This is a genomic window from Mesorhizobium sp. M0074 (assembly GCF_040322975.1).
Classification (GTDB): domain Bacteria; phylum Pseudomonadota; class Alphaproteobacteria; order Rhizobiales; family Rhizobiaceae; genus Mesorhizobium.
In genome coordinates, this window is record NZ_JAMYUM010000003.1 from 1 (window position 1) to 23048 (window position 23048).

A 23048-nucleotide genomic window follows, 5' to 3' on the forward strand; every position below is an offset into this window, starting at 1 on the left:
GTTTTCCTGTCCATCGCCCGCTCGGACATAGCCGGCCTGTGTGTTTTCGGCTGGTGCCGCTGGCGCGGCATTGCGCTGTTCACGCCCGACAAGACCCTCCTCGCCGGCATCCTGGCAGGCGCGCTTTTCGGTCTCGAGTTCCTGTTTCTCTATGTCGGGCTCGAGCACACCACTGTCGTGCGCAATACCTTGCTGGTCAACACCATGCCGTTCTGGATGCTGGTCGGCGGCCATTTCCTGCTGGGCGAAAGCATCACGGCACGCAAGCTGGTTGGTCTTCTGCTCGCTTTCGCCGGACTGATCGCGGTGTTTTCCGATAAACTGAGCGCCAATGGCGGCGCAACATTGGGCGGCGATTTGCTCAGTCTCGGTGCCGGCATTCTGTGGGCCGTGACCAATATCGTCATCAAGCGGTCGAAGCTGGTGACGGCCAGCGCCGAAAAGCTGCTGCTCTATCAGCTGGCCGGGGCCGCCGTCGTCGGCATTTTGGTGATGCCCTTTGCCGGGCCGCCCGTCCGCAACTTTACCGTCTTGCCAACCTTGGCTCTGCTGTTCCAGGCCGTCTACGTTGTCGCCTTCACCTATGTGCTGTGGTTCTGGCTGCTGCGGCGCTACCCTGCATCTGGACTGTCGAGCTTCACCTTCCTGTCGCCGGTGTTTGGTGTGCTGTGCGGCGCCGTGTTCTTGAACGAGCCGCTGACCGTTCGTATCTTCCTGGCACTCGCCCTGATCGCCGCCGGACTCATCATCGTCAACCGGCCGGCCCGAAAACAAAGTCCCGGATGAGCATGCGCGATATATTGAACGACCTCGAAGCTGGAAAGCAGCTCTCCGATCCGGACCCGGTGCGTCGCGCCCAGATCCAAATGAAGACGCCGCTGCCGAAGCGCTTCTACAAGACCGTCGCGGTAGCACCGGTCGAAGACGGTTTTGCCGTCCATCTCGATGGCAAGCCCGTCCGCACGCCGGCCAAGGCGCTGCTGGCGCTGCCGACCGAAAAGGCGGCTGCACTCGTCGCCAAGGAATTCGCCGCACAGGAGGAGACCATCAACCCGGTGACGATGCCGGTGATGCGTCTGGTCGATACGGCAATCGATGGCGTCGCCAGTGATCCTCAGGCCGTGCTGGAGGACATCCTGCGCTTTGCCTCGTCCGATCTGCTCTGCTACCGCGCCGATGCGCCCCAAGGACTCGTCGACCGGCAGAACGAGCATTGGGATCCCGTCATCGACTGGGTGCACAGCGCGCTCGGCGCCCGGTTCCATCTCGCCGAAGGCGTGATCCATGTCGAACAGCCGCGCGAGAGTATCGCGCTGCTTGGCCAGCATCTTGCCCAACGTGCCGATCCGCTGCGCCTTGCCGCCATCCACGTCATGACGTCGCTGACCGGATCGGCGCTGCTGGCGCTGGCCGTCGATGTCGGCGAGCTAGACGGCGAGGCGGCCTGGGCTGCCGGCCATGTCGACGAGGACTGGCAGGCCGAGCAATGGGGCCATGATGCCGAGGCGCTCGCGCGCCGCGCGGCCCGCAAGCGCGACATGATGGCGGCAGTCGGACTGCTCGACGCTCTCAAAGGCTGACGGCACTACCTGCGATTTCGCACTGCACATTAGACCAAAGTCATAATCCCAAAGGCGGTCTGCCTCTGGGCACTGCTTTCTGTCATTTTTTGCACTGATGGCTGCACTGAGTCTGCGTTGCGAGGAAACGCGGACGATGAAGTGCCGCATCGAGGACTGGCAGAATCACACGGGAGGATACGCTCATGGCAATGGCATCGACCGCCGGCAAAACAAGCCGCGGCATGACGCGCGAGGAGAAGAAGGTCATCTTTGCTTCCTCGCTCGGCACCATTTTCGAATGGTACGATTTCTATCTCTACGGTGCATTGGCGGCCGCGATCGGCACCGCATTCTTCAACTCCTATCCGGAAACAACGAGAAATATCTTCGTGCTTCTGGCGTTTGCCGCAGGCTTCATCGTTCGCCCGCTTGGTGCCCTGGTGTTCGGCCGCATCGGCGATCTCGTCGGCCGCAAGTACACATTTCTTGTCACCATCATGATCATGGGTCTGTCGACCTTCCTCGTCGGCGTGCTTCCCGGCTCCGCCAGTTGGGGCATTGCCGCGCCGATCATGCTGATTGCGCTCCGTCTGCTCCAGGGTCTGGCGCTTGGCGGCGAATATGGCGGCGCCGCGACCTACGTCGCCGAGCACGCTCCAGATGACCGCCGTGGCTTCTACACCTCATGGATCCAGACCACCGCAACGCTCGGCCTGTTCCTGTCGCTGATCGTGATTCTGATTGTGCAGAATTCCCTCAGCAAGGAAGATTTCACAGCTTGGGGCTGGCGCATTCCGTTCCTGGTTTCCGCGGTCCTGCTCGCCATCTCGGTCTGGATTCGCCTGTCACTTGCCGAGTCTCCGACCTTCCAGCGTATGAAGGCAGAGGGCAAAGGCTCCAAGGCACCCCTGTCCGAAGCCTTCGGCCAGTGGAAAAACGCCAAGATCGCATTGCTGGCGTTGCTTGGCCTTACCGCTGGCCAGGCCGTGGTCTGGTACAACGGCCAGTTCTACGCGCTGTTCTTCCTGCAGAACGTGCTCAAGGTCGATCCGCAGTCGGTCAATATCATGATCGCGATCGCGCTGGCGCTTGGCACCATCTTCTTCGTCGTATTCGGCTGGCTCTCCGACAAGATCGGCCGCAAACCGATCATCATGGCGGGTTTGGCGCTGGCGATCGTCACCACCTTTCCACTGTTCAAGGCACTGACCCGCGCCGCTAATCCCACTCTAGCTACCGCGCAGGAAAATGTTCGAGCAACCGTCACCGCCGCACCGGGCGACTGCAGTTTCCAATTCAATCTTACCGGAACATGGAAATTCACCAGCTCGTGCGATGTTGCCACGGCATTCCTTGCGAAGAGTTCCGTGCCATACGATGTGGTCACGACAGCCGCGCCCGGAACTGCTGCAACGGTCAAGATCGGCAACGAAACGGCTGAAGCCTATGACGCGGTCGCGGCTGGCGACCAGTTGAAGGCCAAGGACACAGCCTTCGGCAAGGCAATCAATATCGCCTTACAGGATGGAGGTTATCCTCTAAAGCGTGCGGCATCGAAAGTGGCCGACCAGAAGCTCGACGCTTTTGTGGCTGCCAATCCCGAGCTTAAACTCGATGCCACCGCGATTCGTGCCGGCGAAAAAACGACCGTCCCGACAGACAAGGCAGTCGCTGACAAGATCCTGACCAAGGAAGAAGCGGCTGGCGCAACCGAGGTGACAGTCTACAACATTCCCGCGTCCGGCGCTTTTGCCATGTTCGCGGATCCGGCACAGATCAACTGGCCGCTGACCATCGGCATCCTGTTCATCCTGGTTCTGTACGTGACCATGGTTTACGGGCCGATCGCTGCGATCCTGGTCGAGATGTTCCCGACCCGCATCCGCTACACCGGCATGTCGCTGCCTTATCATATTGGCAATGGCTGGTTTGGCGGTTTACTGCCGGTGACCGTCTTCGCGCTGAGCGCGGCTAAGGGCAACATCTATTACGGCCTCTGGTATCCGGTCGCCGTTGCAGCGATGTCGCTGATCATTGGCATGATCTTCGTCAGGGATACCCTCGGAACAGACCTGCACACCAAGCAGTAGCCGACCTGTCCCGGCTCAAGCAAAGCCCGGCGCGAGCGATCGCGCCGGGCTTTGCCAATTTATCAAATACGCGGACGGAGAAGCCTAGCTCTTCCGATCCTGTTTCGCTTCCTCGATCGCTGCCTCATGATACCAGGCACTTCCGAAATCCGTGCGGTTGCGCAAAGAAGCAAGTTCTGCCGCGAACTTAGCCTTTCCGCTTAAATTTGAGGCAGACACGCGCGCTGCCACCGGGAACATCAGGATTTTGGCCGACTGACGAGTGGAAGTGATTTCCATTGTCGGTTTCCTTTCTTCGACAGAACCTAGCCGATTCAACCTTTTCCCAAGATAGGTTCAGCAATCGAATTAGGCAATATGATTATAAAAAGATCACTAGTTGCACATTATTTATGCAAACTATGCTTGTGAGTGATCCCAGCGCACCTTGCAGCGGCCCGGCAATTTTGCGCCGATGCGACCTCACTTTGCCGCACCCGTCGCCGGCGAGAATGGCACACGAATTGCTTTTTGATAATCCGGCAGGTCGGCTGCTGGATAGGCCGGCTCGCCCCGGCGCCATCCAGGGTTCGGTGATCAAGCAACGAGAGGCTAGAATGACGAAATACAAGCTCGAGTACATTTGGCTCGATGGATACACCCCGGTTCCCAATCTTCGCGGAAAGACGCAGGTCAAGGACTATGCCGAGTTTCCGACGCTCGACCAGCTTCCGCTGTGGGGCTTCGACGGTTCTTCGACCATGCAGGCCGAGGGCCACAGCTCCGACTGCGTTTTGAAGCCGGTCGCCGTCTACCCGGATCCGGCCCGCACCAATGGCGCGCTCGTTATGTGCGAGGTCATGATGCCCGATGGCGTGACGCCGCATGCGTCCAATAAGCGCGCCACCATCCTCGACGACGAGGGCGCCTGGTTCGGCTTCGAGCAGGAATATTTCTTCTACAAGGACGGCCGCCCGCTCGGCTTCCCCGAGAGCGGCTATCCGGCGCCGCAAGGCCCGTACTATACCGGCGTCGGCTACAGCAATGTCGGCTCAGTCGCCAGGCAGATCGTCGAGGAGCATCTCGACCTTTGCCTTGCTGCCGGCATCAACCATGAAGGCATCAACGCCGAGGTGGCCAAAGGCCAGTGGGAATTCCAGATCTTCGGCAAGGGCTCCAAGAAGGCCGCCGACCAGATGTGGATGGCGCGCTATTTGTTGCAGCGCCTGACCGAGAAGTACGGCATCGACATCGAATATCACTGCAAGCCGCTCGGCGACACCGATTGGAACGGCTCCGGCATGCATGCCAACTTCTCGACCGCCTATATGCGCGAAGTCGGCGGCAAGGGCTATTTCGAGGCGCTGATGGCAGCCTTCGACAAAAACCTGATGGATCACATCGCCGTCTATGGGCCGGACAACGACAAGCGTTTGACCGGCAAGCACGAGACCGCGCCCTGGAACAGGTTCAGCTACGGCATCGCCGACCGCGGCGCCTCGATCCGTGTGCCGCATTCCTTTATCAATAACGGCTACAAGGGCTATCTCGAGGATCGCCGCCCGAACTCGCAGGGTGACCCCTACCAGATCGCCTCGCAGATATTGAAGACGACCGCCTCCGTCCCTACCAGCGCCGAAGTTTCGGCCGCGGCGTGAGCAACGTTCACGGCGCGGGCCTCGGGTCCGCGCCGTAACATTCTTTCCCATCGCATTACATCAAAAAACCCCGGCGTCATCTCCGCCGGGGTATTTTCTGTTTGGCTGTAAGGATCCGGATCACACCGAATAATACATATCGTATTCGACCGGATGCGGCGTCATTTCGAAGCGCATCACCTCGGCCATCTTGAGCTCGATATAGCTGTCGATCTGGTCGTCGTCGAAGACGCCGCCGGCCTTCAGGAAGCCGCGGTCCTTGTCGAGGCTCTGCAGGGCTTCGCGCAGCGACCCGCAGACGGTCGGGATCTTCTTCAATTCCTTCGGCGGCAGGTCGTAGAGATCCTTGTCCATCGGCTGTCCCGGGTGGATCTTGTTCTTGATGCCGTCGAGGCCGGCCATCAACATGGCCGCAAAGGCGAGATAGGGGTTGGCACCAGGATCGGGGAAGCGGACCTCGACGCGCTTGGATTTCGGCGACGAGCCGAACGGAATGCGGCACGAGGCCGAGCGGTTGCGTGCCGAATAGGCGAGCAGCACCGGCGCTTCATAGCCCGGCACCAGGCGCTTGTAGGAGTTGGTCAGCGGGTTGGTGAAGGCGTTGATAGCCTTCGCATGCTTGATGATGCCACCGATGTAGAACAGGCAGCTCTCGGACAGGCCGGCATATTCGTTGCCGGCGAAAGTCGGCTTGCCTTCCTTCCAGATCGACTGGTGGACATGCATGCCCGAGCCATTGTCGCCGAACACCGGCTTCGGCATGAAAGTGGCCGTCTTCCCATAGGCGTTGGCGACCTGGTGCACGACATATTTGTAGATCAGCATCTTGTCGGCGTTGCGGACCAGCGTGTCGAACTTGATGCCGAGCTCGTGCTGTGCGGCGGCCACTTCGTGGTGGTGCTTTTCGACGCGCACGCCCATCTCGGCGAGCACGGTGAGCATTTCCGAGCGCATGTCCTGCGCCGAATCGACCGGCGGCACCGGGAAATAACCGCCCTTGATGCGCGGCCGGTGACCGAGGTTGCCGGTCTCGTAGTCGGTATCGTCATTGGACGGCAGTTCGGTCGAATCCAGCCTGAAGCCGGTGTTGTAGGGGTCGGCCTTATACTTGACATCGTCGAAGACGAAGAACTCGGCTTCCGGGCCGACGAAGATCTGGTCGCCGATGCCTTCGGCCTTCATGTAGGCCTCGGCTTTCTTGGCGGTGCCGCGCGGATCGCGGTTGTAGGATTCCCCCGAGATCGGATCGAGGATGTCGCACAGGATGACCATGGTCGACTGCGCGAAGAACGGGTCCATATGCACCGTATCGGAATCCGGCATCAGCACCATGTCAGACTCGTTGATCGCCTTCCAGCCGGCGATCGAGGAACCATCGAACATGACGCCATCGGCAAACATGTCTTCCTCGACCTCGACGACATCCATCGTAACGTGCTGCAGTTTGCCCTTCGGATCGGTGAAGCGCAGATCGACGAACTTAACGTCGTTGTCCTTGATCTGCTTCATGATGTCTTTGGCTGTCGTCATGTCCCTGCTTCCCTATGTGATGACGTTTTGAACATGGCCTTTTAACGGGAAAATTCAGACGGCGTCCATGCCGGTTTCGCCGGTGCGGATGCGCACCACTTCCTCGATATTGGAGACGAAGATCTTACCGTCGCCGATGCGGCCGGTCTGGGCCGCCTTGCGGATGGCTTCGATCGCGGCTTCGACCGCATCGTCGCCGAGCACGACTTCGATTTTCACCTTCGGCAGGAAGTCGACGACATATTCGGCGCCGCGATAAAGCTCGGTATGGCCCTTCTGGCGGCCAAACCCTTTGGCCTCGGTAACGGTGATACCTTGCAGGCCGGCCTCCTGAAGCGCTTCCTTCACTTCGTCTAGCTTGAACGGCTTGATGATCGCTTCGATCTTTTTCATGTAAAAAGTGGCCTCCACTGCCAAAAAAGACGGGTTGTGAGCCCCGCTTGCGCCTCAATCAAGCACGAACTGTGCCAATTGATGGGGTGCCGGGTGGGCTCACATGATTTGGATACCATGCTACGCGGAATGTACATTCGCGTCATTCCCTGCGTCGGATGCGCCATGAACGCCGCGAGCCTACACACCGCCGGTCCCGTCGTCCGCACAAAAAATGGGCAGATCGGATATTTCATGGGCAGCTGTGGACCTGCGCCTCGCCGCTCCGGGCATAGCCGGTGTGTTTCATAACCTTCGTAGTTTGCGTCGGATCAAAAACTGGACAATGCTTCGGCAGATGATGTGCATGTCGCCCGCATGAGCCACGAACTTCTTTCTCCGTCCGAAATGGCCGAGGCCGACCGGCTGGCGATTGCCGCTGGTCCATTCGACGGCATCGGCCTGATGCGCAATGCCGGCGCTGCGGTTGCTGCCGTGGTGCTCAAGCGCTACCCGAAAGCAACGCGCGTCCATGTGCTTTGCGGCCCCGGCAACAATGGCGGCGACGGCTATGTCGTCGCCCGCATCCTTCGGGAGAGCGCCGTCGACGTCTCGGTATGGGCGTCCGGATCGCCTAAAGGCGGCAGCGATGCGGCAGTCGCTGCCTCGGAGTGCCCGGTTGAAGCTCGGCCGCTGCCGGATTTCGTTGCCGAGACGGGCTCGATCGTGGTCGATGCGCTTTACGGGGCGGGGCTGTCCAAGCCGCTATCCGGCGACCCCGCCAAGGCGATCGACAATGTGGCGGAGTTGAATTCGCCGGTCGTCGCGGTCGACCTGCCGTCGGGCGTCTCCGGTGAGAGCGGCAATGTCCTCGGTCAGGCTTTCCACGCCCGAATCACCGTGACCTTTGCGCGAAAAAAGCCAGGCCATCTTTTGTTGCCGGGGCGCGAGCTGTGCGGCGAAATCGTGCTCGCTGATATCGGCATAAGCGACAGTGTTGTTGCGCAGCTTGAACCACGAACATTCGAGAACATTCCGGCGCTCTGGCTTGGCCGCTTTCCGGTTCCGGCCGTCGACGCCCATAAGTATAAACGCGGCCATGTCGGCGTCTTTTCCGGAGGGCCGTCGGCGACGGGTGCTGCGCGGCTGTCGGCGCTTGCCGCGGCAAGGAGCGGGGCAGGGGCAGTCACCATGCTGTCGCCGGCGAACGCCATCCATGTGAATGCGGCGCATCTGACCTCGATCATGCTGCGCAAGGTAGACACTGTCGCGGATGTGGACGAATTCGTCGGCAGTCGCCGACCATCGGCCTTCGTGCTCGGCCCGGGATTTGGCATTGGTGAGAAGACGCGCGAATTCGCCCTGGCCGTGGTGAATGGCGCCCATGGGCAGGGCGGCGGGATTGAGGGCTTGGTGCTCGACGCCGACGGCGTCACATCGTTTCGCGACGCGCCGGATGCCCTGTTCGAAGCCGCCAGCCGGCCGAGCGCGCCGGCTCTGGTGATGACGCCGCATGACGGCGAATTCGCCAGGCTTTTTTCAGATATCGCCGGGGACAAGGACCTGTCCAAACTCGCTAAGGCACGCGCCGCAGCCGAACGGGCCAACGCCATTCTCGTCTACAAGGGTGCCGACACTGTGATTGCGGCCCCCGATGGCCGGGCAGCGATCAACGGCAATGGCGCGCCTTGGCTGGCCACCGCCGGTTCGGGCGACGTGCTGTCGGGTATCATCGCCGCGCTGCTGGCGCAGGGCATGCCGGCCTTTGAAGCGGCCTGTGCGGCAGTCTGGATCCATGCCGAGGCCGGCAGCCGTTTCGGACCGGGGCTGATCGCCGAGGACCTGCCGCCGGCGCTAGTGCCGGTCCTGCGCGAGCTTATCGAAAGTCGCGGGATAGCTGCCGAATGAACCGCATGTTCACGCTGCTCGTTGCGATCGTCAGCGCCGTATTCATGGCGCAGGCTGCGAACGCCGAAACTCCGCTGACGATCGTCGACGACCCGGCCGTTCTCGCCGCCCTCGACAGCAACGGTTACGGGTTCGCCGGCATTTTCGGCGTCGATGGCAAGGGCGATTTGAAGACGCTTTATGACAAGGCTCCGGCCTATCACGCGATTGTCGAAACGATTGCAAGCGACGTCGCAGCATTGCGGGCCGAGATGAAGGCCGGCGGTCGGCCGCTCTACGAGGTGACCGACGGCAATGTTGGCCGTGTCATGGACATGCGCTGGCTGAGGACCGATGCCGCGCGCTTCCGCCTCGTCGGCATCGTCAACCGGCTCGACCGGCGCGACTTCGCCGCGTTGCAAGGCGACACGAGTTGCGGCGAAGTGCGCTTCATCTATCGCCTCGCCTACAGCTTCAAGAAGAACGGCAAGGTTTTGGCCTCGCGCCTGCCATTCAATTTCAGTGCCGTCTACGATGCCGCGCCGGATGCCGACGGCGGTTGTGTCGGCGTCGCCGGACGCTGGGCACCACAAGTCGACGAGAGCGTCGATGCCGGCTGGCTGACCGGTGGGCCGCTGGAAAGGACGGCGCTCACCTTCAAGCAGCTCGAGCTCAATGGGCAAGTGGTGCGCTTCCCCTCCGGCCAGGAGACCGAATTCGGCGGGCAGGCTGCCTATCTCATGCGAATTTTCGGCATGGACGGAGCGGCTGCCAGCGAAAAGCCGCTGGAAAACACGCCCGATACGGCACGTCTCGCCGAAGACGCTGCGCTGAAAGCAAGACTTGCCGACTATGTCCGCACCAATGTCGCGGCGGTCGATCTCGGCGTCTACCAGATTCCCGAGGAATTCCTGGCAAGGAAGGTCATCTCTTGGTCGACCTTCGGCAGTGCGAGGCAGGCCAACCACCTGTTCACGCCACTGTTCCAGTCCGCGGATTTCGCTGGTGTCGATTTCTCTGCAATGAAGCTGGTGCGCACGCCGGAGGCACTGGTCGAGCGGCTGGACAACGGCGCCTGCCAGGGCTGCCATCAGGCGGGCTCGACCGCCGGCTTCCATTTCATCGGCCTCGACGACAAGACGACCTCGCCGCTCAACCGCATCGAGGTCGGCATCTCCCCGCATCTCCACGCCGACATCCCGCGCCGCGTCGCCTGGCTGCGCGCGACTGCCGACGGCAAGGAACCGAACCGCTTTCGCCCGTTATCGTTCGCGCCGCCGGCGACCTGGAACGATGCCGGCGAAATCGCCTATTCGCCGGCCGAGATGGCGATGCCGTGCCTGATGCCGGCGGATGCGGCCCGCTTCGGCGCGACCTGGCAATGCGGCGCCGGCACCGTCTGCACGCCGCTGGCGACCTCGTCCGGCGTACGCACCAAGCTGGCGCAATGCCTGTTGCCCAAGCACAGCGAAGACATGTTTTCCGGCCACCCCTGTTTAACGGGATCCATCGCCAGTAACCCGGCACAGCCTTTCAATGACCGGTATACCATCACCGGTCAGTTCGCGGCGTTCGCGCCAAGCATTTCGCGCGCCGCCTACACCTGCCGACCGCCGAAGATCGGTGTGCCGGCGGGTATCGCCTATCGCGGCTGCGACGACCGGGATCGCAGCTTTGCCGCCTTCAAGACGGGCAAGCCGATGCCGAACGAGATTTGCGGACTGGTCGGCGGCAAGAAATTCGACACCTGCGTGGCGACCAATAACTTCGACCAGTGCCTCGGCGGCGCCGTCAATCGCGGTAATCGTCCCGCCTGTTCGGCCGACCATTTCTGCCGCGAGGATTACATGTGCCAGTCGCTGCCGCCCGATACACCCAGTATCGGCAAAGTGAAGGGCATCGGCTTCTGCTCGCCGACTTATTTTATCTTCCAGATGCGCATCGACAATCACGCCACGCCATGGTCGGGCGCTGTCCGCGCGACGAGGGGGGCCGGGTTCGGAGCGGCGGAAGCGGAATAGCCTGCGCCGACTGCGCATTAGCCGCTATAGTTTCAGGTGGATAGCTATCGATCGAGATAGTCGGCGATCTTCGATGTCCATTCGCCGTCGAAATGGCGGACATGTTCGGCGACGATCTCATCGCTCAGCAGGCTCGACAAGGCGGAAACCAGAACTGGTTCTATCTCTGGAGCCGAGCTAAATCCAAGAGCAGTCAAACGTTCGGACCAGGGCGGATGATCCGCGCTTTCCTTATCTGGCGCGTCCCAGGCCTTTTGCGCATATTCTTGCAGGATGGGAAGCCTCGACAGGTGACTGGCGGCCGCCAGAACTCTTTCAAGTGGTGGACGAGGCGGTACCATGGTGCCAAGCAGTTCACGTTTAAGCGGAATATACACTTGGTCATCGAAGAACGCACTGGCAGCACCGATCAGCAGCAGGGCGCGCGCCGTTTCATATGCATCGCCGGACATCGCTGCATGACGATCTGCGTCAATTTCCGCCCGCCGCGACAACCGTATTTCTTCGCGCTCCAGCGTGCGCGACAGCGGGCCAAGCATCCAGTAGAACAGGCTGCCCGAAACGGTTTTTCCCGGTGGGGCGAAGTCGAAGATTAGATCGAAGCTCTTTTCGAGTTCGGCCAGGTTGAGCCCGCCATTTGTATCTTTATTTTTCAGATGGGCGTCCTCATGGGCCAAGATCGCCGCAAACCCCTTTTGGTCGGTCGCTGCGAGCAGCGGCAGGCCCACGGTGAGAATTGCCCTGCGACCAAGCAGGCCCAGAAACGGCCGCTCTTCACCGATACTGGCGTTGAGATCGTCGCTCAGGATGATGCTCGTGCGGCTGGCGCGGTGTTTGCCGGCAATACTCTCCCAGACGGCCCACAATTTCGGGGCTGATTCCCGAGTAATCCCGTCCACCTTGCTGGGTCGAAAACCGGCGAACAATGTCCCGATCAACAGAACGATGGCCAGCATCGCGGCCGGGATTGCAACAACGCCAGTCGCGATGACAGCGAGCGGATAGCAATCGAGGAACCAGAACCACAGGAGTATTGGGCAAAACAGCGGCATGGCGAAGAGCAGGATGGCAAACCTGCCGAAACGCGCTCCTACATAGAGGACCAGGCGCGACATCAACCCCTCACAGCGGAATGTTGTCGTGCTTCTTCCAGGGGTTTTGCATATCCTTGTTGCGCAGCATCCTGAGCGCGCGGGCGATGCGGCGGCGGGTCGAATGCGGCATGATCACCTCGTCGACATAGCCACGCTCGGCGGCAACGAAGGGAGACAGGAAGCGATCCTCGTAAGCTTTTGTATGTGCCGCGATCTTTTCCGCGTCGCCGATGTCCTTGCGGTAGATGATCTCGACCGCGCCCCTGGCGCCCATCACCGCAATCTGCGCCGTTGGCCAGGCATAGTTCATGTCACCGCGCAAATGCTTTGACGCCATGACGTCATAGGCGCCGCCATAGGCCTTTCTGGTGATGACGGTGATCTTTGGCACCGTCGCTTCGGCATAGGCGAACAGAAGCTTGGCGCCGTGCTTGATCAACCCACCATATTCCTGCGGGGTGCCGGGCAGTAACCCGGGCACGTCGACGAAGGTGACGATCGGGATCGAGAAGCAGTCGCAGAATCGCACGAAACGAGCCGCCTTGCGGCTGGCATCCGAATCGAGCACGCCGGCCAGCACCATCGGCTGGTTGGCGACGAAGCCGACGGTGCGGCCCTCGATACGGCCGAAGCCGGTGACGATGTTTTTCGCAAAATTCTGCTGGATCTCGAAGAAGTCACCCTCGTCGGCAACTTTAAGGATCAACTCTTTGATGTCGTAGGGTTTGTTGGCATTGTCGGGGATCAGCCTGTCGAGCGACAGATCGTGATCTGTGACCGACTGGTAGCATTCGATCTCGGGAATTTCCGCCGTGTTGGAAGCGGGCAGCAGATCGACCAGCCGGCGCATCTGCAGCAGCGCCTCGACGTCATTGTCGTAGGCTCCGTCGGCGATCGAGGACTTCGTCGTGTGGATAGAAGCGCCGCCGAGGCTTTCGGCGGTGACCGTCTCGTTGGTGACGGTCTTCACCACATCCGGCCCGGTGACGAACATGTAGGACGTTTCGCGAACCATGAAGATGAAGTCAGTCATCGCCGGCGAATAGACATCGCCGCCGGCGCAGGGGCCCATGATCAGTGAAATCTGCGGGATGACGCCAGAGGCCAGTACATTGCGCTGGAAGATCTCGGCATAGCCGCCGAGCGCCGCCACGCCTTCCTGGATGCGGGCGCCGCCGGCGTCGTAAAGGCCGATGATCGGCGCGCGATTGCGCAGCGCCATCTCCTGGACCTTGACCACCTTTTCGGCATGGGCCTCGGACAGCGAGCCGCCGAACACGGTGAAATCCTTGGCGAAAAGATAGACCGGGCGACCGTTGACGGTGCCCCAGCCGGTAACGACGCCGTCGCCGGCGATCTTGGTTTTCTCCATGCCGAAATCGGTCGAGCGGTGCTCGACATACATGTCGAACTCCTCGAACGAGCCCTCGTCGAGAAAGACGTCTATGCGTTCGCGGGCGGTCAGCTTGCCCTTCTTGTGCTGGGCGTCGATGCGGGCCTGGCCGCCGCCCATGCGGGCGATCTCGCGGCGGCGCTCGAGTTCCTTCAGCACGTCCTTCATGACCGGTCCCCGAAACGGAAAGCTGCATTGTGGTAATCATGCCCGCGAGAGAGCGCAAGCGCCGCTTCCTCATGGCTTTTGCTGCGCTGCAGCATCGGGCCCCTTGCATTTCGATGCGAACTGGGCCATATGCGGCGGCATAGGCGCTTGGGCCGGGATAATCCGGCCTTCTCGACGAATGAGACTGGTTGCGTCTGTTTTCCCTCTTCCCGACAGGTCGGCAAGGTGGCGAAAAAGCCCCGTGGCATGAAGCCTGCGGGCACGACAGCGCAGCCGTGCGGACGATGACGTCCGCCCGCCTTGTCGTTTCATGACAGTTTTCGACGGCAGGTTGCGCCCTGCCGCCATTGATATTTGCGGCCAGGAGCCGCATGAAAGAAGAATATTTTGACTAATGAAAACACTTTGACCGGTAAGGACACTGGGGAACTGAACGGTTTCGCCGCACTTGGAATTACCGGCGCACTGCTCAAGGCTACCAATGCCGCCGGCTTTACCGATCCGAAGCCGATCCAGGCCCAGGCGATCCCGCCGCAGCTCGAAGGCCGCGACATTTTCGGCATCGCCCAGACCGGCTCGGGCAAGACGGCGGCGTTCGCGCTGCCGATCCTGTCGAAGATCATCGCACTTGGCACCAAGCGCCGGCCGAAGTCGGCCCGCGCGCTGATCCTGGCGCCGACACGTGAACTCGCGGTGCAGATCGAGGAGATGATCAAGCTGCTCGCCAAGGGCGCGCATGTATCGACCGCGCTCGTGCTGGGCGGCGTCTCGCGCTTCAGCCAGGTGAAGAAGGTTGCGCCCGGCGTCGACATCCTGATCGCAACGCCCGGTCGGCTGACCGACCTTGTGCGTGAAGGCGACCTGATGCTTGCCGACACCAAATGGCTGGTGCTCGACGAAGGCGACCGCATGCTCGACATGGGCTTCATCAACGACGTGAAGCGAATCGCCAAGGCGACGGCGCCGGACCGTCAGACGGTGCTGTTCTCGGCGACTATGCCGGCCGAGATCGCCGAACTGGCGAAAGGCCTGCTGAAGAACCCGATCCGCGTCGAAGTCGCTCCTCACAGCACCGCGGCAGCCGAGATCGTGCAGGGTGTCGTCTTTGCCCGCACCAAGCAGAAGCGCCAGGTGCTGGCCAACATGCTTGCCGATGAGGCGATGAAGTCCGTCATCATCTTCTCGCGCACCAAGCATGGCGCCGACAGGGTGACCAAGGATCTCGAGCGCGACGGCTTCAAGGCCGCCGTCGTCCACGGCAACAAGTCGCAGAACGCCCGCCAGAAGGCACTCAACGATTTCCGTGAGGGTTCGGTGCGCATTCTCGTGGCGACCGACATTGCTGCACGCGGCATCGACGTGCCCGGCATCAGCCATGTGGTGAATTTCGACCTGCCGGACGAGGCGGAGAGCTATGTCCACCGCATCGGCCGCACCGGCCGCAACGGCATGGACGGCATCGCCATCACACTCTGCGACCCGTCTGAAAACAGCAAGCTGCGTCAGGTCGAGCGCATCATCCGCACCAAGCTGCCGATCGTTGCCGACCATCTCGGCAGCCCCGATCCGCAGCGCAATCCCGCCGAGAAGAACGAGCGCAGCTTCGAACCGGCCAATGATCGCAACGACCACAATGGCCGTCGCGACGGCAGGCGGCCCGGCGGCGCAAACAACGGCTTCGGCAAGAAGCGGTTCGGCGACAAGCCGGCCTTTGCGGGCGAGCGCAAGCCGGAAGGCGCCAAGCCCTTCAAGGGCAATAACAAGCGCCGCTTCGGCGGCAAACGGCCAACAGCGCGGGCCGCATAATCTGACCGTGTTGCGGTCGGCCAAGCCTGGCTTGGTCACACACGATTGAAGAGGGCGACCGGAGCGATGCTTCGGTCGCCCTCTTGCTTGGGGACCTTTGGTTCACCTTACCACCGCCTCGATCCACACGACGGTCCGCTACGCGAGGAAAGCCGTGGTCGATGGCGACAGCGCGTCGCCGGCAATGACGTGGTTGTCCGGGTCGCCGGTATCGTCGACCGGCACCAATTCATGTGCGGCGCCCCAGCGACCCGCAAACACGATCGCTCGCCCATCACCGATCCTACTCGACTGGCGGCTTGCGGTCGAAATTCAGTGGCCGCGCATTCCAGCGGGTGACCGTGCTGATCACCCATCGGCAGAACGGCCTCGGCAGCATCCTGAGCAACTTCAGCGTCCAACTCAGGCGGCGTGGGAAAGTGACTTCGAAGCCGCCGTATTCGATGCCTTGCGCGATGCGGCGCGAGGCCAGATTGACCGGCATCAAGCCCGGCATCGGCAGGAAGTTCTTTTCGGTCAGCCGCGTGTCGACAAAGCCCGGATTAATCACCTGGATGCGGACGTTCATCTTGTCGAAATCGTATTTCAGCGACTCGGCCAGGATATTGACTGCCGCCTTGGTGCCACCATAGGCGGCGGTGGTGGGCCAGCCGAAATAGGCGGTAACCGAACCGATCAGCACGACATGGCCGCGCGAGCGCACGCGCATGCGTTCGATGACCGGCAGCAGGCCATTGATGATGCCAAAATAATTGACTTCGAAAGACCGACGGAAATTGCGCGCCACAAGATCCTCGCCCGGCGTTGCGATATAGCTTCCAGCGTTGAACACTGCCAACACGATCGGACCGAGATCTTTCTCGATCGCTGCAACCGTCTTTGCCATGCGTTTTTCGTCGGTCACGTCGCAAGGATAGGCTGCGACACGGCCCGCCATCTGCGCCGTTTCGACGATGAGCGTATCGATCGGATGGTCATCTGGCGCAGTCACCGCGACGACATAGCCCCGAGCGGCAAGATCCTTGGCCAGCGAACGGCCGATACCGCTGCTGCCGCCCGTAATCCAGGCGACGCCATGCTTCGGATTGGCCCGATAGAGTGTCATGTTGCGCCCCGCCGGCTCTTCTTAGCCTGTGCTCTACCGGTGAAGAAATCGAATGAAAAGAGTGCTTTTCGGTACATGGTTGAAATGAATACCGGTCGGGCGCTCCTGGCTGTAGGAATTGCAGTGTGCGAAATGCGACTGGACCAGGCAAATTCTTGCCTTGAAACCGAAGCTTCGGGTTTCTAGGGTTTCGCCGCACCCACAAAGGAATCTCCATGCCCCGTTCTGTGATCGACGTGATCGGCAACACGCCCCTGATCCGCCTCAACAAGGCCTCGGAAGCAACCGGCTGCGAGATCCTGGGCAAGGCCGAATTCATGAATCCCGGGCAGTCGGTAAAGGACCGCGCCGGCCTGTTTATCATCCGCGATGCGGAGCAGCGCAGGCTGCTGCGGCCCGGCGGCGTCATCGTCGAGGGGACGGCCGGAAATACCGGCATCGGATTGACACTGGTTGCCAAGGCGCTCGGCTACCGCACGGTGATCGTCATTCCCGACACCCAGAGCCAGGAGAAGAAGGATACAATCAAACTGCTCGGCGCCGAGCTGATCGAAGTGCCCGCCGTGCCTTACAAGAACCCGAACAATTACGTGAAGCTGTCGGGCCGACTGGCCGAGCAGATGGCGAAGAGCGAGCCGAACGGCGCGATCTGGGCCAACCAGTTCGACAATGTCGCCAACCGTGACGGCCATATCCGCACCACGGCCGAAGAAATCTGGAACCAGACCGACGGCAAGGTGGATGGTTTCGTGTCGGCGGTCGGTTCCGGCGGCACTCTGGCAGGCGTCGGTTTCGGGCTGAAGGCCAAAAACAACCAGGTCAAGATCGCGCTGGCCGATCCGCTGGGGGCAGCGCTCTATTCCTTCTACACCAGCGGCGAGCTGAAATCCGAGGGCAGTTCGATCACCGAAGGCATCGGGCAGGGGCGGATCACCGCCAACCTCCAAGGCTTTACACCCGATTTTGCCTTCCAGATCCCCGACGAGGACGCGCTGCCGATCGTATTCGACCTGATCCAGGAGGAGGGGCTTTGCGTTGGCGGTTCGACGGGCATCAACATTGCCGGCGCCATTCGCCTGGCGCGCGAGCTAGGCCCCGGCCACACCATCGTGACCATGCTTTGCGACTACGGCACGCGCTACCAGTCGAAGCTGTTCAATCCTGAATTCCTGCGCGAAAAGAAGCTGCCGGTGCCGGGGTGGATGGAGCAACAGAGCACGATTTCGGTACCGTTCGAAAGGGTTGCGTGATGGCGCACAAGACCGAAGCGCTGTTTCGTGACGACGCCTATCTGGGGACGGCCGACGCCACCGTCGTCGCAGTCAATAATCGCGGCGGCATCATTCTGGACCGGACGGTGTTTTACGCCACATCGGGCGGGCAGCCGGGCGACACCGGCAGCCTCGAACGCGCCGACGGCACCGGCATAGCGATTGCCGCTACGATCACCGGCGAAACCAAGGACGAGATCATCCATGTGCCGGCGCCGGAGCAGGCAGTTCCAAAGGTGGGCGAGCGCATGAGGCTCGCCATCGACTGGCCGCGGCGGCAGTTGCTGATGCGCATGCATTCTGCCTGCCACCTGCTTACCGTCGTCTGTCCGTTCCCGATCACCGGCGCCGCGGTTTCCGAGGACGACAGCCGTATCGATTTCGACATCCCGGACGCCGGCTTTACCAAGGAAGACGTGACGGCCAGACTGATGGAGCTGGTGCGAGCCGACCACCCGATCTTCACCCGGCTCATTTCCGACGAGGAACTGGCATCCAATCCGGGCTTGGTGAAATCCAAGAATGTGCGGCCCCCGGCCGGCACGGGAAGGATCCGATTGGTCTGCATCGGCGAGAACGCTTCGATCGACAGCCAGCCTTGCGGCGGCACCCATGTAAAGAGCACCAGCGAAATCGGCGAGATCCATATCGGCAAGATCGAGAAGAAGGGCCGCGAGAACCGGCGCTTCCGCATTCGCTTTGGTCCTATGCCGCCAGCCTGATATAGGACTGCGACGGACGGGACAGGAGAGAAAAGATGGCCGACGACAGTCCTTTCACCATCGATGCCGATTGGTTACAGAAGCGGCTCGGCGAACCCGGCCTGACGATTGTCGACGCGTCCTGGTATCTGCCGGCGCAAAAGCGTGACGCGCGCGCCGAGTACGACGTAGCGCATATTCCAGGCGCCCGCTTCCTCGACCAGGATGCGGTTTCGGACCCCGACGCGGCTCTGCCGCACACGCTGCCGTCGCCGCAGCATTTCGCGCAATATGTCGGCGCGATGGGTATTTCGGCCGATGACACGATTGTTGTCTATGACGGGCCAGGGTTCTTTTCTGCACCGCGCGCCTGGTGGTTGTTTCGCGTCATGGGCGTGTTCCAGGTCTATATACTCGACGGCGGCTTCGATCGTTGGAAAGCCGCCGGACGGCCGGTGACTGCGGAGCCGACGAAGATCGCGCCTTGCGTGTTTTATGCCAACTTCGATGCCGCCCGCGTCGCCAGCCTTGCCGACATGCGCCGGATCGTCGAGACGGGGGAGAGCCAGATCGCCGACGCGCGCTCGCCTGGCCGTTTTGCCGGCACCGAGCCGGAGCCGCGCCCCGGCATCCGCTCCGGCCATATGCCGGGCGCGCACAACGTGCCGTTTTCGGCGCTTTCGGAAAACGGCGAATTGTTGCCGAAGGACAGGCTGCGCAAAGTGATCGAAGGAGCCGGCATCGACCTGTCGAAGCCGGTCGTCACCTCCTGCGGGTCGGGCGTCACCGCGGCAGCCGTCACGCTAGCTTTGGAGACGCTTGGCCATGCCGACAACAGGCTTTATGACGGTTCATGGACCGAATGGGGCGGGCTTTCCGACACGCCTGTCGTGACGGGCAAGGACTGACGGTGATGGAAGACGGATCGCTGGAAGACATCGATGTCACCGTGACGTTTCTCGAAATGCATGTGCCGCCTGCCTATTCGCCGCCGCTGCCGTACAACCGCCAGATCGCGCTGCTCAAGACCAAAGACATTCCCCTGCATTTCTACCGCTATTTGATGGATCGGGTCGGCCGCAAATGGCACTGGGTCAATGTTTTGAGGCTGAGCGACGAGGAGCTTGCGGCGGGCATCCACCGCGAGGACCGCGACATCAGGGTGCTTTATCTGGATGGTGCGCCGGCCGGCTTCTTCGACCTCAAGCCGCATTTGCCGGAGGAAGTGGAACTCGCTTATTTCGGAATGATGGAGCACGCGACCGGGCAAGGCATCGGCCGCTGGTTCCTCGGTGCGGCAATCGCCGCAGCCTGGTCGCACGGGCCAAAGCGGGTGACGGTGCAGACCTGCACCCTCGATCACCCAGCAGCACTGCCGCTCTATCAAAAACTCGGCTTTACGCCAGTGGCGCAAAAAAAGGAGGTCGTACATCCGATGTCTTTTGCCGAGCGCGCGGCCAGCGTCATGCGGCCCTGATTTTCAGGCCCGTTCATCCGAGCTTCAGCTTGTCTTTGCAATGTCCCAGAGTCTCTGGATCAACACTCAAAGGCGAGCCCGACTTGAATGAGCTTGGCTCTTTCCATATCGCTATCGTCTAAAAACCGATGGGTGATGGAGGATCGCACGATGGCAATACGCGTGGTAATGGCCGGCGCGACCGGCTGGGTCGGCAAAGCGCTGGTTCCGGCGATCGGGGCGCAAGGCGACATGGCGCTGGCCGGGGCTGTATCACGCAGCGGCGCGGGGCAGGATTCCGGTCTGCTGGTTGGTATGCCGGCTAATGGTATTGCCGTTTCGGCCTCGCTGGCCGAGGCGCTGGAGGCGCCGTCGGACGTGCTGGTCGACTTCACCAAGCCGCATGTCGTGAAAGACCATGTGCTGCTCGCCATCGACAACGGACGGCACACGGTGATCGGCACGTCGGGACTGGGAGCTGCCGACTATGCCGAGATCGACGCCGCGGCGCGCGCCAATGGCGTCGGCGTTGTTGCCGCTGGCAACTTTTCCATCACCGCCACGCTGATGAAGCGGTTTGCACTTATGGCGGCAAAATACGTGCCGGATGTCGAGGTCATCGATTATGCTAGTGCAAAGAAGCCCGACGCGCCCTCCGGAACCGCACGAGAGCTTGCTGAAGCGCTGGCCGACATCCGCAAGGCCTCAACGGCAAAGCCGGTCTCCGAGGTCTCCGGCGTGCCGGCCACACGCGGTGGTGCGGTCGGCGCAGGCGAGGGGGTGCAAGTGCACGCGCTTCGCCTGCCGTCCTACATCCTGTCCTGCGAGGCGCTGTTCGGTCTGCCAGACGAGCGGCTGACCATACGCCACGACGCCGGCTCGTCCGCGGCGCCTTACGTGGCGGGCACGCTGCTCGCCATCAGACGGGTACAGCAGGTCAAAGGTCTGGTTCGTGGTCTCGACGCGCTGATGGATTGATCCATTTCGGCAGGAATCGGGTGGGAAGCTCTGTCTTGCGAGCATAATTCCGGTCGACGACACCGGAGATTTTGCCATGACGCTAAAATTCAAAGCCTTGCCAACCAATGCTGTCCGGGCACTTCAGCGCGGCGGGCCGGATGCTTATGGCTTGAAGCCAGAGCGGCAAATTTCGGATGGCGACGGCGTGCCTTGCCGTCATTGCTTGAAAAATATTGCTGTGGGAGAAGCCTATCTTGTTTTGGCCTATCGGCCTTTTCCGGAGCTGCAGCCTTATGCCGAAACGGGGCCGATCTTTCTGCATGCGAAAGAATGCGAACGCGCCGCCGAGGGGAAAATGCTTCCCGAAATGCTCGAAAGCAGCGATTACATTGTGCGTGGTTATGGCAAGGACGACCGCATCGTTTACGGCAGCGGCGGCGTCATTCCGACCGACGCAATTGCCGCACGGGCAGAGACGTTGTTCGAACGCGACGACATCGCTTACGTCCACATCCGCTCGGCGCGCAACAATTGCTATCAGTGCCGGATCGACCGCGCGTAACCGGACAGGCTGCACCGGCTTGGGACTGTCGTACTCCCGTCGCATACAAGCGGTAGAAACACACTGTCGATCGATTTGCCGACCGCGGATGAACCGGCGGGAATTTTCGACAACCGAGGAAGCGGGGCTTTGGCTCCACTTTTTTGTTGTCCGGTTATTCCGCGCGCCCGACACTTTTCAGTTTTTCGACATAAGAAAAAACCCGTCGGACGAATCCGACGGGCACTGGAGAGGCAGATTCGGACAGCTCAGGCGGCGAGAACGGCCTTCGGCTCGACCAGGTCGTAACCGAGCGCTTCGGCCACTGCGCGATTCGTGATCTTGCCCTTGTGGACGTTCAGCCCGTTGCGCAGATGGTGGTCGTCTACCAGCGCCTTGAGGCCCTTGTCGGCGAGCTGCAGGCCATAATGCAGCGTCGCATTATTGAGCGCGTGGGCCGAGGTGACCGGCACCGCACCCGGCATGTTGGCGACGCAATAGTGGATGACGCCATCGACCTCATAGGTCGGCTCGGCATGGGTGGTGGCGTGCGAGGTCTCGAAGCAGCCGCCCTGGTCGATGGCGACGTCGACCAGCACGGCGCCTTTCTTCATGCCCGACAGCATTTCGCGCGTCACCAGCTTTGGCGCTGCTGCCCCCGGGATCAGCACGGCGCCGACGACGATGTCAGCCGAAAAACATTCTTCCTCCAGCGCCTCGACGGTCGAGTAGCGGGTGTGGACGCGGCCGCCAAAGATGTCGTCGAGCTGACGCAGGCGCGGGATCGAGCGGTCAATGATGGTGACGTCGGCGCCAAGGCCGGCGGCCATCCGTGCAGCATGCAGGCCGACGACGCCGCCGCCGAGCACAGTGACCTTGCCGGGGAGCACGCCGGGCACGCCGCCAAGTAGCACGCCGCGGCCACCATTGGCCTTTTGCAGCGCCGTTGCGCCCGCCTGGATCGACAGGCGGCCGGCGACTTCCGACATCGGTGCTAGCAGCGGCAGACCGCCGCGCTCGTCGGTGACCGTCTCGTAGGCTATCGCGGTCACGCCGGAGGCCAGCAGGCCCTTGGTCTGCTCCGGATCCGGGGCAAGATGCAGATAGGTATAGAGGATCTGGCCGTCGCGGAGCTGAACCCATTCGTTGGGCTGCGGCTCCTTGACCTTCACGATCATGTCAGACTTGGCAAAAACGTCGGCGGCCGTTTTGGCAATCGTGGCGCCGGCGGCGCGATACGCGTTGTCATCGGCGCCGATGCCGGCGCCGGCGCCGGTCTCGATCAGCACTTCATGGCCATGCGCGACATATTCACGGACCGAACCCGGTGTCAGGCCGACGCGGTATTCATGGTTCTTGATTTCCCGGGGGCAACCGACGCGCATCTTTTTCTCCTGATCCGGCCCTTTTAGGACCTGTTCCCTGTCTAGAGATAGTGAACCACGAATCGTTCG

20 protein-coding genes and 1 pseudogene are annotated in these 23048 nt (G+C 61.5%); 13 read left to right on the forward strand and 8 right to left on the reverse strand.

The genetic code is table 11. From position 1 onward, the window contains the following. From NKJ73_RS05115 to NKJ73_RS05125, 3 genes are all read left to right on the forward strand, one after another. Positions 1-786, forward strand: a 786-nt coding sequence (locus tag NKJ73_RS05115) for a DMT family transporter (RefSeq protein WP_352568578.1), incomplete at its 5' end; no start/stop codon positions are given. 2 nt (positions 787-788) lie between these two features. After that, positions 789-1580, forward strand: a complete 792-nt coding sequence (locus NKJ73_RS05120) for an ATP12 family chaperone protein (protein ID WP_352568579.1) — start codon at positions 789-791, stop codon at positions 1578-1580. 185 nt (positions 1581-1765) lie between these two features. Further along, positions 1766-3652: an MFS transporter gene (locus NKJ73_RS05125; protein ID WP_352568580.1), complete on the forward strand. Its 1887-nt coding sequence runs from the start codon at positions 1766-1768 to the stop codon at positions 3650-3652. An 84-nt stretch (positions 3653-3736) separates the two neighbouring features. Here the strand turns inward: NKJ73_RS05125 and NKJ73_RS05130 are convergent, their stop codons facing one another. Continuing rightward, positions 3737-3931, reverse strand: coding sequence for a DUF2735 domain-containing protein (locus NKJ73_RS05130; protein WP_352568581.1), 195 nt, complete (start codon positions 3929-3931; stop codon positions 3737-3739). Positions 3932-4248: 317 nt separating this feature from the next. Here NKJ73_RS05130 and NKJ73_RS05135 point away from each other — a divergent pair, with 317 nt between their 5' ends. Continuing rightward, complete coding sequence (locus NKJ73_RS05135) at positions 4249-5289, forward strand: glutamine synthetase beta-grasp domain-containing protein (protein ID WP_352568582.1); 1041 nt, start codon at positions 4249-4251, stop codon at positions 5287-5289. A 120-nt stretch (positions 5290-5409) separates the two neighbouring features. Here NKJ73_RS05135 and glnA read toward each other — a convergent pair whose 3' ends face one another. Next, positions 5410-6819, reverse strand: coding sequence for a type I glutamate--ammonia ligase (glnA, locus tag NKJ73_RS05140; RefSeq protein ID WP_352457514.1), 1410 nt, complete (start codon positions 6817-6819; stop codon positions 5410-5412). 54 nt (positions 6820-6873) lie between these two features. Further along, a complete protein-coding gene (locus NKJ73_RS05145) occupies positions 6874-7212 on the reverse strand; it encodes a P-II family nitrogen regulator (RefSeq protein WP_019857988.1) in 339 nt (112 codons plus the stop codon). A 357-nt stretch (positions 7213-7569) separates the two neighbouring features. Here NKJ73_RS05145 and NKJ73_RS05150 point away from each other — a divergent pair, with 357 nt between their 5' ends. Next, positions 7570-9099 (forward strand): NAD(P)H-hydrate dehydratase, encoded by a 1530-nt coding sequence (locus tag NKJ73_RS05150; RefSeq protein WP_352568583.1) that lies wholly within the window; start codon positions 7570-7572, stop codon positions 9097-9099. After that, positions 9096-11099, forward strand: coding sequence for a hypothetical protein (locus tag NKJ73_RS05155; RefSeq protein ID WP_352568584.1), 2004 nt, complete (start codon positions 9096-9098; stop codon positions 11097-11099). Before NKJ73_RS05150 ends, NKJ73_RS05155 begins: the two co-directional genes overlap by 4 nt. A gap of 44 nt (positions 11100-11143) precedes the next feature. Here NKJ73_RS05155 and NKJ73_RS05160 read toward each other — a convergent pair whose 3' ends face one another. Both NKJ73_RS05160 and NKJ73_RS05165 read right to left on the reverse strand, forming a co-directional pair. Continuing rightward, positions 11144-12214, reverse strand: a complete 1071-nt coding sequence (locus tag NKJ73_RS05160; protein ID WP_352568585.1) for a M48 family metallopeptidase — start codon at positions 12212-12214, stop codon at positions 11144-11146. A gap of 7 nt (positions 12215-12221) precedes the next feature. Beyond that, complete coding sequence (locus NKJ73_RS05165; RefSeq protein WP_352568586.1) at positions 12222-13754, reverse strand: acyl-CoA carboxylase subunit beta; 1533 nt, start codon at positions 13752-13754, stop codon at positions 12222-12224. 387 nt (positions 13755-14141) lie between these two features. On the opposite strand from NKJ73_RS05165, the gene NKJ73_RS05170 reads away from it, so the two are divergent. Then, positions 14142-15560, forward strand: a complete 1419-nt coding sequence (locus NKJ73_RS05170) for a DEAD/DEAH box helicase (RefSeq protein ID WP_352568587.1) — start codon at positions 14142-14144, stop codon at positions 15558-15560. 138 nt (positions 15561-15698) lie between these two features. On the opposite strand, the pseudogene NKJ73_RS05175 reads toward NKJ73_RS05170, so the two are convergent. Together NKJ73_RS05175 and NKJ73_RS05180 are read right to left on the reverse strand one after the other, a co-directional pair. Next, positions 15699-15815 (reverse strand): annotated as a pseudogene (locus tag NKJ73_RS05175) (alpha/beta hydrolase); the annotation flags it as partial. 28 nt (positions 15816-15843) lie between these two features. Then, positions 15844-16665, reverse strand: coding sequence for an SDR family oxidoreductase (locus NKJ73_RS05180; protein WP_352457508.1), 822 nt, complete (start codon positions 16663-16665; stop codon positions 15844-15846). 215 nt (positions 16666-16880) lie between these two features. Between NKJ73_RS05180 and NKJ73_RS05185 the strand changes: the two genes are divergently transcribed. The 6 genes from NKJ73_RS05185 (at position 16881) to NKJ73_RS05210 (ending at position 21615) form a co-directional block, all read left to right on the forward strand. Beyond that, on the forward strand, positions 16881-17915 hold the full coding sequence (locus tag NKJ73_RS05185; protein ID WP_352457507.1) for a cysteine synthase A: 1035 nt from the start codon (positions 16881-16883) through the stop codon (positions 17913-17915). After that, positions 17915-18658 (forward strand): alanyl-tRNA editing protein, encoded by a 744-nt coding sequence (locus tag NKJ73_RS05190; RefSeq protein ID WP_352568588.1) that lies wholly within the window; start codon positions 17915-17917, stop codon positions 18656-18658. Before NKJ73_RS05185 ends, NKJ73_RS05190 begins: the two co-directional genes overlap by 1 nt. Before the next feature lie 35 nt (positions 18659-18693). Continuing rightward, a complete protein-coding gene (gene sseA / locus NKJ73_RS05195; protein WP_023675104.1) occupies positions 18694-19545 on the forward strand; it encodes a 3-mercaptopyruvate sulfurtransferase in 852 nt (283 codons plus the stop codon). Positions 19546-19550: 5 nt separating this feature from the next. Beyond that, entirely contained in the window at positions 19551-20114 is a 564-nt protein-coding gene (locus tag NKJ73_RS05200; RefSeq protein ID WP_352448953.1) for a GNAT family N-acetyltransferase, read from the forward strand. A 150-nt stretch (positions 20115-20264) separates the two neighbouring features. Beyond that, positions 20265-21071 (forward strand): 4-hydroxy-tetrahydrodipicolinate reductase, encoded by an 807-nt coding sequence (gene dapB, locus NKJ73_RS05205; protein WP_352568589.1) that lies wholly within the window; start codon positions 20265-20267, stop codon positions 21069-21071. Positions 21072-21147: 76 nt separating this feature from the next. Beyond that, entirely contained in the window at positions 21148-21615 is a 468-nt protein-coding gene (locus NKJ73_RS05210; protein WP_352457506.1) for a DUF1203 domain-containing protein, read from the forward strand. Positions 21616-21863: 248 nt separating this feature from the next. On the opposite strand, the gene ald is transcribed toward NKJ73_RS05210, so the two are convergent. After that, positions 21864-22979, reverse strand: coding sequence for an alanine dehydrogenase (gene ald, locus NKJ73_RS05215; protein WP_023675100.1), 1116 nt, complete (start codon positions 22977-22979; stop codon positions 21864-21866). Positions 22980-23048 lie beyond the last annotated feature (69 nt).

What these genes read in the sequence shown, in the direction of transcription:
- NKJ73_RS05210 (WP_352457506.1), top strand. Translation starts at nt 21,148, where the DNA reads ATGACGCTAAAATTCAAAGCCTTGCCAACCAATGCTGTCCGGGCACTT.
- NKJ73_RS05185 (WP_352457507.1), top strand. Translation starts at nt 16,881, where the DNA reads ATGCCCCGTTCTGTGATCGACGTGATCGGCAACACGCCCCTGATCCGC.
- NKJ73_RS05150 (WP_352568583.1), top strand. Translation starts at nt 7,570, where the DNA reads ATGAGCCACGAACTTCTTTCTCCGTCCGAAATGGCCGAGGCCGACCGG.
- sseA (WP_023675104.1), top strand. Translation starts at nt 18,694, where the DNA reads ATGGCCGACGACAGTCCTTTCACCATCGATGCCGATTGGTTACAGAAG.
- NKJ73_RS05180 (WP_352457508.1), bottom strand. Translation starts at nt 16,665, where the DNA reads ATGACACTCTATCGGGCCAATCCGAAGCATGGCGTCGCCTGGATTACG.
- dapB (WP_352568589.1), top strand. Translation starts at nt 20,265, where the DNA reads ATGGCAATACGCGTGGTAATGGCCGGCGCGACCGGCTGGGTCGGCAAA.
- NKJ73_RS05200 (WP_352448953.1), top strand. Translation starts at nt 19,551, where the DNA reads ATGGAAGACGGATCGCTGGAAGACATCGATGTCACCGTGACGTTTCTC.
- NKJ73_RS05155 (WP_352568584.1), top strand. Translation starts at nt 9,096, where the DNA reads ATGAACCGCATGTTCACGCTGCTCGTTGCGATCGTCAGCGCCGTATTC.
- NKJ73_RS05125 (WP_352568580.1), top strand. Translation starts at nt 1,766, where the DNA reads ATGGCAATGGCATCGACCGCCGGCAAAACAAGCCGCGGCATGACGCGC.
- glnA (WP_352457514.1), bottom strand. Translation starts at nt 6,819, where the DNA reads ATGACGACAGCCAAAGACATCATGAAGCAGATCAAGGACAACGACGTT.
- NKJ73_RS05160 (WP_352568585.1), bottom strand. Translation starts at nt 12,214, where the DNA reads ATGTCGCGCCTGGTCCTCTATGTAGGAGCGCGTTTCGGCAGGTTTGCC.
- NKJ73_RS05145 (WP_019857988.1), bottom strand. Translation starts at nt 7,212, where the DNA reads ATGAAAAAGATCGAAGCGATCATCAAGCCGTTCAAGCTAGACGAAGTG.
- NKJ73_RS05120 (WP_352568579.1), top strand. Translation starts at nt 789, where the DNA reads ATGCGCGATATATTGAACGACCTCGAAGCTGGAAAGCAGCTCTCCGAT.
- NKJ73_RS05165 (WP_352568586.1), bottom strand. Translation starts at nt 13,754, where the DNA reads ATGAAGGACGTGCTGAAGGAACTCGAGCGCCGCCGCGAGATCGCCCGC.
- NKJ73_RS05135 (WP_352568582.1), top strand. Translation starts at nt 4,249, where the DNA reads ATGACGAAATACAAGCTCGAGTACATTTGGCTCGATGGATACACCCCG.
- NKJ73_RS05190 (WP_352568588.1), top strand. Translation starts at nt 17,915, where the DNA reads ATGGCGCACAAGACCGAAGCGCTGTTTCGTGACGACGCCTATCTGGGG.
- ald (WP_023675100.1), bottom strand. Translation starts at nt 22,979, where the DNA reads ATGCGCGTCGGTTGCCCCCGGGAAATCAAGAACCATGAATACCGCGTC.
- NKJ73_RS05130 (WP_352568581.1), bottom strand. Translation starts at nt 3,931, where the DNA reads ATGGAAATCACTTCCACTCGTCAGTCGGCCAAAATCCTGATGTTCCCG.